Annotated in this window: 13 protein-coding genes; 6 read left to right on the top strand and 7 right to left on the bottom strand. The window is 65.0% G+C overall.

The genetic code is table 11. The features are described from left to right. Positions 1–209: 209 nt before the first annotated feature. Positions 210–863: a LolA family protein gene (locus ACQKOE_RS11570; RefSeq protein WP_427512905.1), complete on the bottom strand. Its 654-nt coding sequence runs from the start codon at positions 861–863 to the stop codon at positions 210–212. Positions 864–980: 117 nt separating this feature from the next. After that, a complete protein-coding gene (rpmG, locus tag ACQKOE_RS11565) occupies positions 981–1,148 on the bottom strand; it encodes a 50S ribosomal protein L33 (protein WP_309623779.1) in 168 nt (55 codons plus the stop codon). Between the two features lie 199 nt (positions 1,149–1,347). Between rpmG and phhA the strand changes: the two genes are divergently transcribed. Continuing rightward, entirely contained in the window at positions 1,348–2,271 is a 924-nt protein-coding gene (phhA, locus tag ACQKOE_RS11560; RefSeq protein ID WP_427512904.1) for a phenylalanine 4-monooxygenase, read from the top strand. Positions 2,272–2,359: 88 nt separating this feature from the next. Here phhA and ACQKOE_RS11555 read toward each other — a convergent pair whose 3' ends face one another. The 3 genes from ACQKOE_RS11555 to ACQKOE_RS11545 form a co-directional block, all read right to left on the bottom strand. After that, positions 2,360–2,653: a hypothetical protein gene (locus ACQKOE_RS11555; protein ID WP_427512903.1), complete on the bottom strand. Its 294-nt coding sequence runs from the start codon at positions 2,651–2,653 to the stop codon at positions 2,360–2,362. 127 nt (positions 2,654–2,780) lie between these two features. Next, positions 2,781–3,590 (bottom strand): undecaprenyl-diphosphate phosphatase, encoded by an 810-nt coding sequence (locus ACQKOE_RS11550; protein WP_427512902.1) that lies wholly within the window; start codon positions 3,588–3,590, stop codon positions 2,781–2,783. Next, a complete protein-coding gene (locus ACQKOE_RS11545) occupies positions 3,591–5,432 on the bottom strand; it encodes an ABC transporter transmembrane domain-containing protein (protein WP_427512901.1) in 1,842 nt (613 codons plus the stop codon). A 136-nt stretch (positions 5,433–5,568) separates the two neighbouring features. Between ACQKOE_RS11545 and ACQKOE_RS11540 the strand changes: the two genes are divergently transcribed. The 3 genes from ACQKOE_RS11540 (at position 5,569) to ACQKOE_RS11530 (ending at position 8,643) form a co-directional block, all read left to right on the top strand. After that, positions 5,569–6,798, top strand: a complete 1,230-nt coding sequence (locus ACQKOE_RS11540; protein WP_427512900.1) for a polyhydroxyalkanoate depolymerase — start codon at positions 5,569–5,571, stop codon at positions 6,796–6,798. Positions 6,799–6,913: 115 nt separating this feature from the next. Beyond that, positions 6,914–7,474 (top strand): SRPBCC family protein, encoded by a 561-nt coding sequence (locus ACQKOE_RS11535; protein ID WP_427512899.1) that lies wholly within the window; start codon positions 6,914–6,916, stop codon positions 7,472–7,474. Further along, on the top strand, positions 7,471–8,643 hold the full coding sequence (locus ACQKOE_RS11530; RefSeq protein WP_427512898.1) for a zinc-dependent alcohol dehydrogenase: 1,173 nt from the start codon (positions 7,471–7,473) through the stop codon (positions 8,641–8,643). Before ACQKOE_RS11535 ends, ACQKOE_RS11530 begins: the two co-directional genes overlap by 4 nt. Before the next feature lie 236 nt (positions 8,644–8,879). On the opposite strand, the gene ACQKOE_RS11525 is transcribed toward ACQKOE_RS11530, so the two are convergent. Together ACQKOE_RS11525 and ACQKOE_RS11520 are read right to left on the bottom strand one after the other, a co-directional pair. After that, positions 8,880–10,058, bottom strand: a complete 1,179-nt coding sequence (locus ACQKOE_RS11525) for an acetyl-CoA C-acyltransferase (protein WP_374588425.1) — start codon at positions 10,056–10,058, stop codon at positions 8,880–8,882. 140 nt (positions 10,059–10,198) lie between these two features. Beyond that, positions 10,199–10,648 carry a MaoC family dehydratase gene (locus ACQKOE_RS11520; protein ID WP_374588427.1) on the bottom strand — a complete coding sequence of 150 codons (450 nt, stop codon included), beginning with the start codon at positions 10,646–10,648 and terminating at the stop codon, positions 10,199–10,201. Positions 10,649–10,857: 209 nt separating this feature from the next. Here ACQKOE_RS11520 and ACQKOE_RS11515 point away from each other — a divergent pair, with 209 nt between their 5' ends. After that, positions 10,858–11,634, top strand: a complete 777-nt coding sequence (locus ACQKOE_RS11515) for a hypothetical protein (protein WP_427512897.1) — start codon at positions 10,858–10,860, stop codon at positions 11,632–11,634. Between the two features lie 236 nt (positions 11,635–11,870). After that, positions 11,871–16,511, top strand: coding sequence for a glutamate synthase large subunit (gltB, locus tag ACQKOE_RS11510; RefSeq protein ID WP_427512896.1), 4,641 nt, complete (start codon positions 11,871–11,873; stop codon positions 16,509–16,511). Positions 16,512–16,558: the final 47 nt, after the last annotated feature.

Genomic DNA, 16,558 nt, shown 5'->3' with positions numbered 1-16,558 from the left:
GGGCAATGGAGCAGGGGTTCATTTTGTGCGTTCGTCACGCTTGACGGTCTGGCCCAACAGGAGGCTTGGGCAACAGGGGGGAAACCCGCCTCAGGCCGCGCCGTCGATGTCTTTTTAGTCCAGTTCGGCTTGCGCTGTCATGAACAACCGGACCGGATTTGTCGCCAATTGTCGCAAGCGAGCCACGCTCTGCGACGAGGCGTTGCGCCTTATCGACGGCCCGCCGGACGCGGATCGTTGAATCGGAAAGTGTTGTCGGGAATGGCCAATCCATATTGGTGATTCGACAAGTTGACCCGCGTCAGCGTGTTCTGCGAGTCGAGCGCTGCCCAGCTGGTCAGTTCCAGCCCGCCCGGGGCCGAAGCCTTGCGCACGAAGACCAGGGTGATGACGCCGAATTCAGGATGAGCCTTGTCCCGCACTTCGACGCTGACGATGTTCGGGCTGCTGACCGGCACCAGCTTGCCGAACTTGGCCACGTCGCGCTTGGGATCAAGCAGCGCGCCAAGCGGGCTGTTCTTGATCGGCCAGCGCTGCACCTGCCGGACCGAATAGTCGACAAAGGTGAAGGCCGAACCGTCCGAAACGATCAGGAAGGGCACGCCCTTTTCATACTGGAAGCGGATGCGGCCGGGGCGCTTGAGCGACATGACGCCGCTCACCCGCTTGCCGTTGCGGTCGATCTGCACGAAGTTTGCGCGCATCGTGGAAATGCCGCGCAATGCTGCCACGGCTTGCGCCAGGTCGCCGGCTTGCGCTTGCGCCGCCGGGGCCGTGGCCACCAGCGCCGCGGGCGCGGAAACGACAAGTGCCGCCGAAAGGGCGGCACCAAGCGAAATCGGGAAGAGCTTGATCTTGTTCATGGGTCCACCTGCTAGAGGAAGCCCGTTGAACTCGCAATGAACCCGGCTTGTTCCCTGCGTACAGGTTGGAACGGGTTCGGTGCGGGGCGGGCAAATGCCTGCGCCCCGCCGCCAAGCTTATTTGATCTTGGCTTCCTTGAACTCGACGTGCTTGCGCACGACCGGGTCATACTTGCGGAAGCTCATCTTCTCGGTCGTGTTGCGCGGGTTCTTCTTGGTCACATAGAAGAAACCGGTGTCGGCAGAGGAGACCAGCCGGATCTTGACGGTTGCGGGCTTCGCCATGGCGCTTGTCCTGAACTTTCGATTCGATGCCCGAAGGCGCTGAAAACTGCGAGAGCGGCAATTGCTGCCGCCCCTGGAAGGCCGCGCCAATGCGGCACGAGGGCTGGAAAGTCAAGGCTTGGCGGGCGCAAAGGCGTCTGGCCGCGCCATTTCGCACCGACGCTTGCCGCTCTGCCCCAGACTGGTTACAACTGCAACCATGTTGGACGCCGACTTTTCCCGCCTGCCCGATCCCGGGCCCGAAGTGTTCACCGCCCCGCTGCAGCGCCCGGCCCATGTCGGCGAAGATTGGCTGGAGCCGCAGCAGCACGCCTATTCCAGCGCTGAGAACGCGATCTGGGACGAACTGTTCGCGCGCCAGATGGAAGTCCTGCCGGGCCGCGCCGCCAGCGCCTTTCTGGCCGGGCTGGACAAGCTGGACCTGGGGCGCGGCGGAGTGCCCGACTTTGGCCGCCTGTCCGAAGAGCTGGGCGCGCTGACCGGCTGGTCGGTCGTGCCGGTGCCAATGCTGATTCCCGACCACGTGTTCTTCTGGCACCTGGCCAACCGCCGCTTTCCCGCCGGAAACTTCATCCGCACGCGCGAGACCTTCGATTACATCCAGGAACCCGACGTGTTCCATGACGTGTTCGGGCACGTGCCGATGCTGACCGACCCGACCTATGCCGATTACATGCAGGAATATGGCCGCGCCGGGTGGAAGGCGATGCGCTACAACCGGCTCAAGGCGCTGGGCGCGCTCTACTGGTACACGGTCGAATTCGGCCTGATCCTGGAGAGCGAAGGGCTGCGCGCCTATGGCGCGGGCATCCTGTCCGGCCCCACGGAAGCGGTCTATTGCCTGGAAGCGCAGAGTCCCAACCGGATCATGCTCAACGTCGACCGGGTGATGCGGACTGACTATGTGATCGACGATCTGCAACCGACCTATTTCGTGATCGAAAGCTTCCAGGAGCTGTATCACGATACGGTGGAGCGCGATTTCGACCGGCTCTATCGCAGCCTCGCGCCCGGATTTACCTATGCCAACACCGCCGTGATCGACATCGACGACGTGCTGCACCGGGGCACCCAGGAATATCTGCTGCGCGGCGGGCGCGGTTCCGGGGCGCGGCCCGTCTGATCCCCCTGTGCCGGGCGCATAAAGGTAGGGCCGGCGGTCTGGTGACCACCGGCCCTTGCAGGAGCCAGACTCCAGGGGACAGTCCGCCTTATTCGGGCGTGGTATCCTTCTTGTCAGCCTGGTCTTCCATCTTGTCGGCCTTGGCATCGCCGCGTTCGCGGACGGCGTCAGCCTTGTTTTCCATGTTGTCGGCCTTGGCCTCGCTGGTTTCGCGAACCGCGTCGGCCCGGTTTTCCATTGCATCGGCGGCGGCGTCCGAAGCTTCACGAACATCCTGCGCAGCCTTCTCCTCGGCATTTTCCGACCGGCTGTCGCAAGCGGCAACGCCCAGGCCCAAAACGGCAGTGGCGGCCAGCAGCACGCTCTTCTTGAAGTACTTCATGCAGTTCATCCCCTTCCGTGCGGGTGCGGACCATCCGCGCCGCTGGTGGATTGCGGCAGCCGGACAGGTCCAGCCACACCCCGCCTCAACGCGCCGGGGAAATGCTGGTTCCCGGTTTTTGCGTTAATCAGCGCGAAAGGAGGAAAATCGCCAGCCCCCCCGCGACGATGCGGTACCAGGCAAAGGGCGCGAAGCCCGCCCGGCTGACATAGGCGACGAACATCTTGATCACGGCCAGCGCCACCACGAAGGACACGGCAAAGCCCACCGCGATCTCGGTCCAGCCGACCGTGCCGGTGCCCGCCATCAGGTCGGCATGGTTGTCCCACAGCTCCAGCGTGGTCGCCCCCAGCATGGTCGGAATGGCCAGGAAAAAGCTGAATTCGGCAGCCGTGCGCCGCTCGATCCCCATGGCCAATGCGCCCATGATCGTCGCGCCGGAACGGCTGACGCCCGGGATCATCGCAATGCACTGGAACAGGCCGACGCCCAGCGCCTGCCGCGCCGGCAGCTGCGCCACGCCGCTCGGCCCGCCGGGCTTGGCCCAGCGCTCGATTGCCAGGATCGCAATGCCGCCCAGGATCAGCGCCCAGCCGACCACCATCGGACTGCCGAGCAGAATGTCGATATAGTCCTTGAGCAGCAGCCCCAGCACGGCCGAGGGCAGGAAGGCCAGCAGGATGTTGCGCACGAAGGCCAGGCTCATCGCCTCAAGCTTGAGCAGCCCCATGCCGACCGCCCAGAAGGTGCGCCAGTATTGCACCACCACGGCCAGGATCGCGCCAAGCTGGATCACCACGTTGAATGCGGCCCAGGTCTTGGCGTCATAGCCGAACACTTCGGTCGCCAGGATCAGGTGGCCGGTGGAGGACACCGGAATGAACTCGGTTACGCCCTCGACAATGCCGAGCAGAATCGCGGTGACGATAGGGTCCATTTACTCGGTTTCCTGCTGCGCGGCATAGGCGCGTTCATCGAACTGGAGCGAGGCAAGGCGGGCATAGAGGCCGCCGGCGCGGGTCAATTGCTCATGCGTGCCGGATTCGACGATGCGCCCGCCGTCCAGCACCACGATCCGGTCCGCCCCGCGCACCGTGGCCAGGCGGTGGGCAATGACCAGGGTGGTACGGTCAGCCATCAGCCGGTCAAGCGCCTGCTGGACGAGCAGTTCGCTTTCGGCGTCGAGCGCGCTGGTCGCTTCGTCCAGCAGCAGGATCGGCGCCTGGCGCAGGACGGCGCGGGCAATGGCCACGCGCTGGCGCTGCCCGCCGGACAGGCGCGCGCCGCCCTCGCCCAGGAACGTGTCCAGGCCTTCGGGCAGGTCGCGCAGGAAATTCTCGGCATTGGCGGCGCGGGCCGCTTCCCAGATCTGCTCGTCGGTAGCGGTCCAGTTGCCATAGCGCAGGTTGTCCCGCGCGCTGGCCGCGAACAGGACCGCTTCCTGCGGAACGAGGGCGATGCGGCGGCGCACTTCGGCCGGATCGACTGCCGTGATTGGCACGCCGTCCAGCTTGATCGTCCCGGCCTGCGGATCGTAGAACCGCTCGGCCAGCTGGAACAGGGTGGACTTGCCCGCCCCGGACGGGCCGACGATGGCGACCGTCTCGCCCGGTTCGACCGTCAGCGAGAAATCGTGCAGCGCCGCCGTTTCCAGCCGGGTCGGATAGCGGAAAGTGACGTTCTCGAAACTCACCTTGCCGCGGCCCGGGCTGGGCAGGGTCAGGGGCCGTTCCGGTGCAGCGATCTGCGGCTTTTCATTCAGCAGTTCGGACAGGCGGCTGGCCGCCCCAGCCCCACGCAGCAGGTCGCCATAGACTTCGGTCAGGGCCCCGAAAGCCCCGGCGACGATCACCGAGACAAAGACGATCTGGACAATGGTGCCGCTGGTGATGGTCCCTTCGGACACGCCGATCGCGCCCTGCCAGACGAGCAGGACAATCGCTCCGAAAATGGCGACAATGGCCAGCGCCGAGATGACCGCGCGCAGCACGATCCGGCGCTTGGCCGTAGCAAAGCTAAGCTCGACCGATTCCGCAAAGCGCCCCTGCTCACGCTGTTCCTGGTTGAAGGCCTGGACGATCTTCATCGCTCCCAGGGTTTCCGCGACCATCGCACCGATATCGGCCACGCGGTCCTGGCTGGTGCGCGAAATGGTGCGAATGCGGCGGCCAAAGGCGAGCAGCGGGAACAATACGCCGACGATGCCGACCAGCAATCCGGCGGTCAGCTTGGGCGCGAGCGAGAAGAGGATCGCCACCCCGCCAATCGCCATGATCAGATTGCGCAGCGCGACCGAGACGGTCGTTCCGACCACCTGTTCGATCAGCGCCGTGTCCGACGTCATGCGCGAGGCGATTTCGTTGGGGCTGTTTTCCTCGAAGAAACCGGGCGAAAGGCGCAGCAGGTTGTCCTGCACCTTCAGCCGGATATCGGCAATCACGCGCTCACCCAGCCACGAGACGAAGTAGAACCGCACCGCCGTGCCCAGGCCCAGGACGGCGACGATCAGCAGGAGGTAGCGGAACCAGCGCCCGATCTCCGCCACATTGCCGCCAGGGCCAAAGCCCTGGTCCACCACCATGCGGAAGCCCGCCGGGATCGCCAGGGTGGCAGAGGCCGTGACCGTCAGGGCCAGCAGCGCCATGATCATCTGGCGAGGATACTTGGCGGTTTCCCGCACGACCATCCGCAAGGGGCCAAGGTTGCGCGCCGGGGGCGGCTCTGCTGCGGCGGTTTCGGCTTGGGACGCAGCCTGCGCGCCCTCTTGCTGTGAACTCATGGCCGCGCCCTAGCACAACCGGAGCGCCGCGTAAGGGGAATATCGCTCTCACTTCTGCACTGCGGCATCAATTTTGTGCATTGCACAATAATCTGGAAAGGGCCACATTCGGCTCAGGACAAGAGGGTCAAACGCCGTGCTTTACACCGCATACGAACTGCAACGCTCGTGGTTCAACGCCGCCAGCACCTGGGCATCCATCGGGGCAGAGATGCTGAACAACCCGGCGCTGCCGTTCGGTTACGGCGCGGGCGGTTCGGTGATGGCCTCTGCCCTGGAAGTCTTTGCCCATGCTTCCGCCCCCTATGGCAAGCCCGCATTCGACATCAAAACGGTAGAAGTCGACGGCGCCTCTCATCCGGTGACCGAAGCCATTGTCCTGCACAAGCCGTTCGGCAACCTGCTGCGCTTCACCCACTCCGGCCTGCCCAAGGATGCGCCGCGCCTGCTGATCGTCGCGCCGATGAGCGGGCACTTCGCCACCCTGCTGCGCGGCACGGTCGCGCGGATGCTGGAACGCTGCGAAGTCTATGTCACCGACTGGGCCGATGCCCGCATGGTGCCGCTCTCGGCGGGCGAGTTCGACCTGGACGACTATATCGACTACCTGGTCGAATTCTTCGAACACATCGGCCCGGGCGCGCACGCGCTGGCCGTCTGCCAGCCGTCGGTCCCGACCTTTGCCGCCACGGCGATCATGGCCGAGGACAAGCATCCCTGCCGCCCGCTCACCCTGACCATGATGGGCGGTCCGGTCGATACCCGCGAAGCGCCGACCTCGGTCAACGATCTGGCCATGCAGCGCCCGATCGAATGGTTCCGCCATACGGTGATCGCCACGGTGCCGCTGCAATATCCGGGCGCGGGCCGCCGCGTCTATCCGGGCTTCCTGCAACTGGCCGGGTTCATGTCGATGAACCTGGGCAACCACATGCTGAGCCACTACCACATGTTCAAGCACCTGGTGGCGGGCGACGGCGAAAGCGCCGACGCGACCAAGGCGTTCTATGACGAATACCGCGCGGTCTGCGACCTGAACGCGGCCTATTACCTGCAAACGGTGGAGGAAGTGTTCCAGAAGCACTCGCTGCCCAAGGGCGAATTCGTCCATCGCGGCCGCCGCGTCGATCTGGGCCAGATCAAGGACACGGCCCTGCTCGCGGTCGAGGGTGAGCGCGACGACATTTCCGGCATCGGCCAGACCAAGGCCGCGCTGCACCTGACCACCGGCCTGGCCGAAGCAAAGAAAAAGTATCACCTCGCCCCGGAAGTCGGCCACTATGGCATCTTCAACGGCAGCAAGTGGCGCGGACAGATCGCGCCCGTGCTGGAGGACTGGATCGCCCGGCACGACACTCCCGCATGACCGGGCGCGGCTGAAGGTCGTCGCCTGAGCCGAACAATCGGGCGCCGTACCGCGACCGGCGGAACGGTGCCCAGGATGACCCGTTGCCATGTGCGTCCCGAACGAGGAGCGCACCATGTCCGACACTCACGAACGACCGCGCGATGATGCCCCCGTCACCGCGTCAAAGACCATCGATCCCGAACGCGCATTGTCTGCCGAGGCCGTGACCATCGCCCGCCCGGCCAGCGAGCTTTACCAATTCTGGCGCAATCCGCTGAATCTGGCGCGGATCATGGAGAACGTGGTCGAGATCGTTCCGCTGGGCGAGGACCGCTCGTGCTGGACGGTCAAGGGTCCGGCCGGAAAGGAATTGTCGTGGGAATCGGTCATTACCGCCGAAGAGCCGGGCCGCTCCATCACCTGGCAGTCTGCCGAAGGGGCCGATGTGGCCAACAGCGGCAAGATCGAATTCATCGAGGCGGGAGAGCGCGGCACCATGGTGCGCGCGATCATCGCCTATGATCCGCCCGGCGGCAGCGTGGGACAGATGGTTGCCAAGCTGTTCCAGCGCGAACCGCGCATCCAGACCCGGCGCGACCTGCGCCGCTTCAAGCAGCTGATGGAGACCGGCGAAATCGCCACCGGAGCCCGCACCCAGAAGCAGCGCGAGGAACGACTGGAGGCGCAGCCATGAAAGCCCTTACCTGGCACGGCAAGCACGACGTCCGCTGCGAAAGCGTGGACGATCCCGAAATCCTGAACCCGCGCGATGCGATCATCCGCATCACCTCCACCGCGATCTGCGGATCGGACTTGCACCTTTACGATGGCTATATTCCCGCCATGGAAAAGGGCGACGTGCTGGGCCACGAATTCATGGGCGAAGTGGTGGACGTTGGCGCCCGCAGCACCCTGCGCACCGGGCAGCGCGTGGTCGTACCTTTCACCATCTCCTGCGGCTCGTGCTATCACTGTTCAAGGCAGCAATATTCCGCCTGCGACAACGCCAATCCCGCCGACAAGCAGGACCTGGGCCGCGAAGCCTACGGGCAGGTGATGGGCGGGATCTTTGGCTATAGCCACCTGACGGGCGGCTATTCGGGCGGACAGGCGGAATATGTCCGCGTGCCCTTTTCCGACGTCGGCCCCTTCGTCATCCCGGACGAAAGCATGGCGGACGAGAAAGTCCTGTTCATGACCGACATCCTGCCGACCGGGTGGATGGCTGCGGAAAACGCCGGGATCGAACCGGGCGACACGGTGGCCGTCTGGGGCTGCGGGCCGGTCGGCCTGTTTGCCGTGCAATGCGCTTTCCTGATGGGCGCGGAGCGGGTCATCGTCATCGACCATTTCCCCCACCGGCTGGAACTGGCCAAGGGCTTTGGCGCGGAAGTGATCAATTTCGAGGAGAGCAAGGTCTATGAAGCCTTGCAGGACATGACTGGCGGAATCGGGCCGGACGCCTGCATCGACTGCGTCGGCCTGGAAGCGCTCGGCGCCTTTGCCGACAATGTGATGGACCAGATCAAGGTATCGACCTTCATGGGCACCGACCGCGCCCATGCGATCCGCCAGGTCATCATGGCCTGCCGCAAGGGCGGGCGGATTTCGATGCCGGCAGTCTATGGCGGCTTCGTCGACAAGTTCCCGCTAGGCGCGCTGATGGAGAAAGGGCTGACCCTGCGCACCGGCCAGACCCACGTGCAGAAATACCTGCAACCGCTCTACACCGCGATTGCCGAAGGGGCGATCGACACGACCTTCCTGATCACCCACCGCATGGGACTGGACCAGGGGCCGGAAGGTTACCGCAGGTTCCACGATGAGCAGGATAGCTGCATCAAGGTGGTGCTGAAGCCTTGAGGCGCGGGCGATGCAATCCGGCTTCGACGGGCTCAGCCTGAGCGGGGCTGGATTGCGGCACCCTCCAAAGGCTCCGTTCGGCCTGAGCGGGCTGGATAACCGGCCTGCACACCCTCCGCTCACCCTGAGCTGTCGAAGGGTGGATGCGTTCAACACGGCGGCAGACCCACCCCGAACAGCAAAAGGCCGCGCGTCCTTTCGAACGCGCGGCCTCTGCATTTTGGCTTGCGCCGGGCTTAGAGGACTTCGAACAGCCCCGCCGCGCCCATGCCGCCGCCGACGCACATGGTGACGACCACGTACTTCGCGCCGCGGCGCTTGCCTTCGATCAGGGCATGCATGGTGCAGCGCGCGCCGGTCATGCCATAGGGGTGGCCGATCGAGATCGAGCCGCCGTTGACGTTGAGCAGCTCGTCAGGAATGCCCAGCTTGTCGCGGCAGTACAGGACCTGTACGGCAAAGGCTTCGTTCAGTTCCCACAGGCCGATGTCGCCGATGCTCAGGCCAAAGCGGCTGAGCAGCTTGGGGATGGCATAGACCGGGCCGATGCCCATTTCGTCCGGCTCGGTCCCGGCAACGGCCATGCCGACATAGCGGCCCAGCGGGGTCAGGCCCTTCTGCGCGGCAAGAGCGGCTTCCATCACGACCACGGCGGCCGAACCGTCCGACAGCTGGCTGGCGTTACCGGCGGTGACGATACCGTCCGGCAGGACCGGGCCAAGCGACTTCAGGCCTTCCAGCGTGGTTTCGGGACGGTTGCCTTCGTCCTTGGCCAGGGTCACGTCCTTCATCGTGACTTCGCCGGTTTCCTTGTTGGTCACAGCCATGGTGGCCGAGCAGGCGACGATTTCGTCGTCGAACTTGCCGGCAGCCTGGGCCGCAGCCGTGCGCTGCTGCGATTGCAGGGCGTATTCGTCGCAGGCATCGCGGCTGATGTTGTAGCGCTTGCCGACGATTTCGGCGGTCTGCAGCATCGGCATGTAGATCGCGTTGTGCATTTCCATCAGGGCACGGTCCGGCTGGACGCGCATTTCCTTGGTCTGCACCAGGCTGATCGATTCCTGGCCGCCAGCAGCGACCACGTCCATGCGGTCGAACACGACCTGCTTCGAAGCGGTGGCGATCGACATCAGGCCCGACGAGCACTGGCGGTCCATGGTCATGCCCGAAGTGGTGATCGGCAGACCGGCGCGCAGCGCGACCTGGCGCGCCAGGTTGCCGGCCTGGGTGCCCTGCTGCAGGGCCGAACCCCACAGCACGTCGTCCACTTCGGCCGGGTCGATCCCGGCGCGGGCGACGGCTTCCTTCAGGCTCAGCGCACCCAGGGTCGCACCCGAAGTGGCATTGAATGCACCGCGATAGGCCCGGCCAATCGGCGTGCGGGCGGCGGAAACGATGACGGCGTCACGTGACATTGGAATTCTCCATTTGCGTCATCCCGGCGAAGGCCGGGACCCAGACCGGAAAAACAAGGTCGTCGCGGGGCGACGGCTCCATTTCTTGCTGGGTTCCGGCCTGCGCCGGAATGACAATTGGGGGGTGGACGTGTTGAAAATCAAACGAACAGCATCGTGATCCATTCGCAGATCAGGGCGGGCTTGTCCTCGCCTTCGATCTCGATGGTGATTTCGTTGGTCTGCTGCCACTGGCCAGGGCGCTTCTCGACCATTTCGAGCAGCTTGGTGTGGCTGCGGACGCGCTTGCCAGCGCGGACCGGGCTGATGAAGCGGGTCTTGTTGCCGCCATAGTTGACGCCCATCTTAACGCCGTCGATCCGCACGCCCTGGGTCATCGAACCCAGCACCGGAACCAGCGAGAGAGTCAGGAAGCCGTGGGCGATGGTGCCGCCGAACGGGGTCAGCTTGGCCTTTTCCTCGTCAATGTGAATGAACTGGAAATCGCCGGTGGCTTCGGCGAACTTGTTGATGCGCTCCTGGCTCACTTCCAGCCAGTCCGAAACGCCAAGCACTTCGCCAGTCTTGGCCTGCAGTTCCTGCGGGGTCATTTGCCTCTCCTCTAGCAAGCGGGAAAGGCCGTCTTGTGGCGCAAGCGGGCGGCCATGGCAACGCCGCTACGGAAATGCGGGCGCGGATTCGCCGCCGCACCGCGAATCACTGCCCAGGGCGCCCTCGTTAGGAAGATGTTTACCAAACCCGGCCTAGCCGATGGGGCAATAGGCATGGCGTTGGCCAGCATACCGGAAGGGCAAACCCCATGGGCAAGACGGGTCGCAAGAAGAACAAGATCAACCGGAAGCCGGTTTCCGCGCATCCCCTGTTCCCCACGGTCCTGGCGCTATGGTTCGCCGCCCTGCTCGGCCTGAGCTGCCTGGCGGTGAAGCCCGCGCTGCTGGATGTCCTGTTGTTCCGGTACGGCCTGGCTGCCCTTGTCGGGGATGCCGGGGCGGCAACGGGCTTGCCGGACCAGGTGATCCTCGCCCTCGCGCTTTCCGCGCTGGGCCTGCTGATCGGCACCACAGCCGCGCGCCTGATGCGCCGTGTGACGTCACGCGGCCACGCCGCCGCGCAGGAAATGGCCCTGCAAATCCCGGTGGTCGAAGCCAACCGCGACGTCATGACGGAAGATCCCCGGCGGGACGATGACCGGGCCGAACCGCCCGCGCCAGCCCCGGAGCCGCAGCCCGCGCGCCATCCCGCGCCGCAAGTGCTGGATATTTCGGCCATGGAACTCACCTCCGAAACGCATGGCGAGCCTTTCGACCTGACCGTGCTGGCCCCGGACGAGGATCCTTTGCCCGAGCAGGAGTTGTCCTCTGCAAAAGCCCCGGTCATTCATCCGCTGAGTGAAAGCCAGTTGGCCGGTGATACAGAGCCAGTGGTGATTTTCCCCGGCCGGATCGAAGCGCAAACCGCGCAGGAGCCCGCTTCCGGCCGCGACAACCTGGCCTATGGCCAGCTTGACCGCGAAGCGACCGAGCGGGTCTTGCGCACGGCCCTGACCAACCTTCAGCGCCTGCGCGGAGCCGCCTGAACCCGCTTTCCGCCCGCCGCATTCCGGACACCACATAGCTATGGGGCCGCCTGCCTGCGCAGATCGGCCCTTTTCGCAGTTGCAAAAGCAGCTTCCTGTCGCCATGGGAAAATCCTGCGCAATTTTCGCTGCCTCGCGCGGCTGGAATTCTTGCGCTTAATTGCTGGATTTCTGCGGTTTGTTCGCGTGTCGCGCGCGAATCGTGGAATTGTGGCTTGAACACAGGAATGGACTCGATGGGATTTCCGGAGCCTCAGGGCCTTTATGATCCGCGTAACGAACACGACGCTTGTGGCGTGGGCTTTGTCGCCCACATCAAAGGTGCGAAAAGCCATGCGATCATTAGCCAGGCCCTGGAGATTCTGAAAAATATCGACCACCGCGGCGCGGTGGGTGCCGACCCCTTGCTGGGTGACGGCGCGGGCATCCTGATCCAGCTGCCCGATGCCCTCTATCGCAAGTGGGCCGACCGCGAAGGGCTGAAGCTGCCGCAGCCGGGCGACTATGCCGTGGCCATGTGCTTCCTGCCGCAGGACGAGGCGAGCCGCGACTTCATCGTCGGCATCTTCGAAAAGTTCATCGCCAAGGAAGGCCAGCGCCTGATCGGCTGGCGCGACGTGCCGGTGACGACCGAAGGCCTGGGCAAGGCCGTGCTGGAGCAGATGCCGGTCATCCGCCAGTGCTTCGTCGCGCGCGGCGACAATTGCGAAGACCAGGACGCGTTCGAACGCAAGATCCTGGCGATCCGCAAGCAGACCCAGAACCCGCTGGCGGCCCTGGCCGAAAAGCATGGCCTGCCCGGCCTGACCGAGCTGTACATGCCCAGCTTCTCCAGCCGCACCGTGGTCTACAAGGGGCTGCTGCTGGCCACCCAGGTCGGCTCTTTCTATGACGACCTGCGCGATCCGGACTGCGTTTCGGCGCTCGGCCTGGTTCACCAGCGTTTCAGCACCAACACCTTCCCCAGCTGGAAGCTGGCGCACCCGTACCGCTTCATCGCCCACAACGGCGAAATCAACACGGTGCGCGGCAACGTCAACTGGATGAACGCGCGCCGCCGCACGATGGAATCGGAACTGCTCGGCGCCGACCTCGACAAGATGTGGCCGCTGATCCCGCATGGTCAGTCGGACACGGCCTGCCTCGACAACGCGCTCGAACTGCTGCTGGCCGGTGGCTACAGCCTGGCCCATGCGGTCATGATGCTGATCCCCGAAGCCTGGGCCGGCAACCCGCTGATGACGCCGGAGCGCCGCGCGTTCTATGAATACCACGCCGCCCTGATGGAGCCGTGGGACGGCCCTGCGGCCGTGGCCTTCACCGATGGCCGCCAGATCGGCGCCACGCTGGACCGCAACGGCCTGCGTCCGGCCCGCTTCCTGGTCACCGATGACGATATCGTCGTCATGGCGTCCGAAAGCGGCGTCCTGCCGATCAAGGAAGAGAGCATCGTGCGCAAGTGGCGGCTCCAGCCGGGCCGCATGCTGCTGATCGACTTCGAACAGGGCCGGATCATCGAGGACGAGGAGCTGAAGGCCCAGCTTTCGGCCGAACAGCCCTATGAAGACTGGCTCCACGCCGCGCAGTACAAGCTCAAGGACCTGGAAGTGGTCGAGCCGGAACTGGCGCAGCTGCCGGTCGAAACGACCAGCCTGCTCGATCGCCAGCAGGCCTTTGGCTACACCCAGGAAGACGTCTCCAAGTTCCTGGAACCGATGGGCGCGAACGGCGACGATCCGATCGGGTCGATGGGCACCGACACGCCGATTGCCGTGCTGTCGAACAAGAGCCGCCTGCTCTACGACTATTTCAAGCAGAACTTCGCCCAGGTCACCAACCCGCCGATCGACCCGATCCGCGAAGAACTGGTGATGAGCCTGGTCAGCATGATCGGCCCGCGCCCGAACCTGCTGGGCATGGAAGCCGGCACCCACAAGCGCCTGGAAGTCGACCAGCCGATCCTGACCAACGAGGACGTGGCCAAGATCCGCTCGGTCGAAGCCGCGCTGGACGGCGCTTTCCGCACCGAAACCATCGACATCACCTGGGACGCCAAGAGCGGCGCCGCCGGTCTGGAAATGGCGATCAAGGAAATGTGCTGGGCGGCGACCGAAGCCGTGCTGCAGGACAAGAACATCCTGATCCTGTCCGACCGTGCCCAGGGCCCGGACCGCATCCCGATGCCGGCCCTGCTCGCCACGGCCGCAGTGCACCATCACCTCGTTCGCCAGGGCCTGCGCATGCAGACCGGCCTGGTCGTCGAAACCGGCGAAGCGCGCGAAGTGCACCACTTCTGCGTGCTGGCAGGTTACGGCGCCGAAGCGATCAACCCCTATGTCGCGTTCGAAACGCTCGAGGAAATCCGCCTGCGCAAGGAACTGCCGCTGGATGCCAAGACGGTTCAGAAGAACTACATCAAGGCGGTCGGCAAGGGCATCCTGAAGGTCATGTCCAAGATGGGCATCAGCACCTATCAGTCCTATTGCGGCGCGCAGATCTTTGACGCGGTCGGCCTGTCGAGCGAGTTCATCGCCAGCTACTTCACCGGCACTGCCACCACCATCGAAGGCATCGGCCTGACCCAGGTGGCCGAAGAAGCGGTGCGCCGCCACCAGGCCGCCTATGGCGACAACCCGATCTATCGCAACATGCTCGACGTGGGCGGGATGTACGGCCTGCGCCTGCGCGGCGAGGAACACGCCTGGACCGCGCAGAACATCGCCTCGCTGCAACACGCGGTGCGCGGCAACGTGCCGGAAAAGTACCGCGAGTTCGCCCAGTCGATCAACGACCAGTCAAGCCGGATGCTCACCATCCGCGGCCTGATGGAGTTCAGGAAGGCCGACAAGCCGATCGACATCAGCGAAGTCGAACCGGCCAGCGAAATCGTGAAGCGCTTTGCCACCGGCGCGATGAGCTATGGCTCGATCTCGTGGGAAGCGCACACCACTCTGGCGCTGGCCATGAACCGGATCGGCGGCAAGTCGAACACCGGCGAAGGCGGCGAAGATCCCAAGCGCTTCCAGCCGCTGGAAAACGGCGATTCGATGCGCTCGGCGATCAAGCAGGTGGCCTCTGGCCGCTTTGGCGTGACAACCGAATACCTGGTCAATGCCGATGACGTGCAGATCAAGATGGCCCAGGGCGCCAAGCCCGGCGAAGGCGGCCAGCTGCCCGGCGACAAGGTCGACAAGACCATCGGCGCGACCCGCCACTCGACCCCGGGCGTTGGCCTGATCAGCCCGCCGCCGCACCACGACATCTATTCGATCGAGGATCTGGCCCAGCTGATCCACGACCTGAAGAACGTGAACACCGGCGCGCGCATCTCGGTCAAGCTCGTCTCCGAAGTGGGCGTCGGCACGGTTGCCGCCGGCGTTTCCAAGGCGCGGGCCGACCATGTCACGATCTCCGGCTATGAAGGCGGGACCGGCGCTTCGCCGCTGACCTCGCTGACCCATGCCGGCAGCCCGTGGGAAATCGGCCTGGCTGAAACCCAGCAGACGCTGATCCTCAACAACCTGCGCAGCCGCATCTGCGTCCAGGCCGACGGCGGCCTGCGCACCGGCCGCGACGTGGCAGTTGCCGCGCTGCTCGGCGCGGACGAGTTCGGCTTTGCCACGGCTCCGCTGATCGCCGCTGGCTGCATCATGATGCGCAAGTGCCACCTCAACACCTGCCCGGTTGGCGTTGCCACCCAGGACCCGGTGCTGCGCGCGCGCTTCAACGGCCAGCCGGAACACGTGATCAACTACTTCTTCTTCGTGGCCGAGGAACTGCGGGCGATCATGGCCGAGCTGGGCTTCCGCACGGTTGCCGAAATGGTCGGCCGGGTTGACCGGCTCGACATGAAGAAGGCGATCGACCACTGGAAGGCCAGCGGCGTCGACCTGTCGCGCATCCTGCACCAGGTTCCGCTGGGCGACAGCCCCTCGCTGGGCTGGACCGGCGTCCAGGATCACGAGCTGGAAAAGGCGCTCGACAACGACCTGATCGCCGCCGCCGCCGATGCCCTGGACAACAAGCAGGCCGTGGTGATCGAACGCAAGGTCATCAACGTCAACCGCACGGTCGGCGCGATGCTTTCGGGCGAAGTGGCGCGGCGCTATGGCCATGCCGGCCTGCCCGACAACACGATCAACATCCGCCTGAACGGCGTGGCCGGGCAAAGCTTTGGCGCCTGGCTGGCCCACGGCGTCACCCTGGACCTGACCGGCGATGCCAACGACTATGTCGGCAAGGGCCTGTCGGGCGGCCGCGTGATCGTGCGCCAGCCGTCCCACGTGAACCGCGAGGCGGCAGAGAACATCATCGTCGGCAACACCGTGCTCTATGGCGCGATTGCCGGTGAGGCGTTCTTCAACGGCGTGGCGGGTGAACGCTTTGCGGTCCGCAATTCGGGCGCGATTGCCGTGGTCGAAGGCTGCGGGGATCATGGCTGCGAATACATGACCGGCGGCGTGGTCGCGGTGCTGGGCAAGACCGGGCGCAACTTCGCTGCGGGCATGTCGGGCGGGATCGCCTACGTCTACGATCCCGACGCGAGCTTCGCCGCGCTGTGCAACCCGGCCCAGGTCGACATCCTGCCGATCAGCGCGCAGCCGGACGCTGAGGACGGCGCGGGCCGTCCGCAGCAGCGCACGCAGAGCGTCTATGACAACGGCATGGGCGATCACCTGCGCCACGATGCGGAACGCCTGCGCGTCCTGCTGGAACGTCACCACCTGCACACCGGATCGGCCCGGGCGCGCGCTCTGCTGGATGACTGGCAGACCACGCTGGGCAAGTTCGTCAAGGTCATGCCGCGCGACTATGCGAAGGCACTGAAGCAAATCGAGGCCGAGCGGCTGTCTGCCGCTTCGGTAGCCGCGGAATAGTCATGTCAGGGCTGTTTCTTTTCAGCGTCACCCCGGCGAAGGCCGGG

This window comes from Novosphingobium sp. NPDC080210 (genome assembly GCF_050281025.1).
GTDB lineage: Bacteria > Pseudomonadota > Alphaproteobacteria > Sphingomonadales > Sphingomonadaceae > Novosphingobium.
The sequence above is the reverse complement of the archived record's forward strand: the minus strand, read 5'-3'. Positions and strand labels throughout refer to the sequence as shown.

Bases quoted from the DNA above. Each gene is read 5' to 3' on its own strand.
- phhA (WP_427512904.1), top strand. From the start codon at position 1,348: ATGTTGGACGCCGACTTTTCCCGCCTGCCCGATCCCGGGCCCGAAGTG.
- ACQKOE_RS11535 (WP_427512899.1), top strand. From the start codon at position 6,914: ATGTCCGACACTCACGAACGACCGCGCGATGATGCCCCCGTCACCGCG.
- ACQKOE_RS11525 (WP_374588425.1), bottom strand. From the start codon at position 10,058: ATGTCACGTGACGCCGTCATCGTTTCCGCCGCCCGCACGCCGATTGGC.
- ACQKOE_RS11550 (WP_427512902.1), bottom strand. From the start codon at position 3,590: ATGGACCCTATCGTCACCGCGATTCTGCTCGGCATTGTCGAGGGCGTA.
- ACQKOE_RS11515 (WP_427512897.1), top strand. From the start codon at position 10,858: ATGGGCAAGACGGGTCGCAAGAAGAACAAGATCAACCGGAAGCCGGTT.
- ACQKOE_RS11545 (WP_427512901.1), bottom strand. From the start codon at position 5,432: ATGAGTTCACAGCAAGAGGGCGCGCAGGCTGCGTCCCAAGCCGAAACC.
- ACQKOE_RS11520 (WP_374588427.1), bottom strand. From the start codon at position 10,648: ATGACCCCGCAGGAACTGCAGGCCAAGACTGGCGAAGTGCTTGGCGTT.
- rpmG (WP_309623779.1), bottom strand. From the start codon at position 1,148: ATGGCGAAGCCCGCAACCGTCAAGATCCGGCTGGTCTCCTCTGCCGAC.
- ACQKOE_RS11555 (WP_427512903.1), bottom strand. From the start codon at position 2,653: ATGAAGTACTTCAAGAAGAGCGTGCTGCTGGCCGCCACTGCCGTTTTG.
- gltB (WP_427512896.1), top strand. From the start codon at position 11,871: ATGGGATTTCCGGAGCCTCAGGGCCTTTATGATCCGCGTAACGAACAC.
- ACQKOE_RS11570 (WP_427512905.1), bottom strand. From the start codon at position 863: ATGAACAAGATCAAGCTCTTCCCGATTTCGCTTGGTGCCGCCCTTTCG.
- ACQKOE_RS11530 (WP_427512898.1), top strand. From the start codon at position 7,471: ATGAAAGCCCTTACCTGGCACGGCAAGCACGACGTCCGCTGCGAAAGC.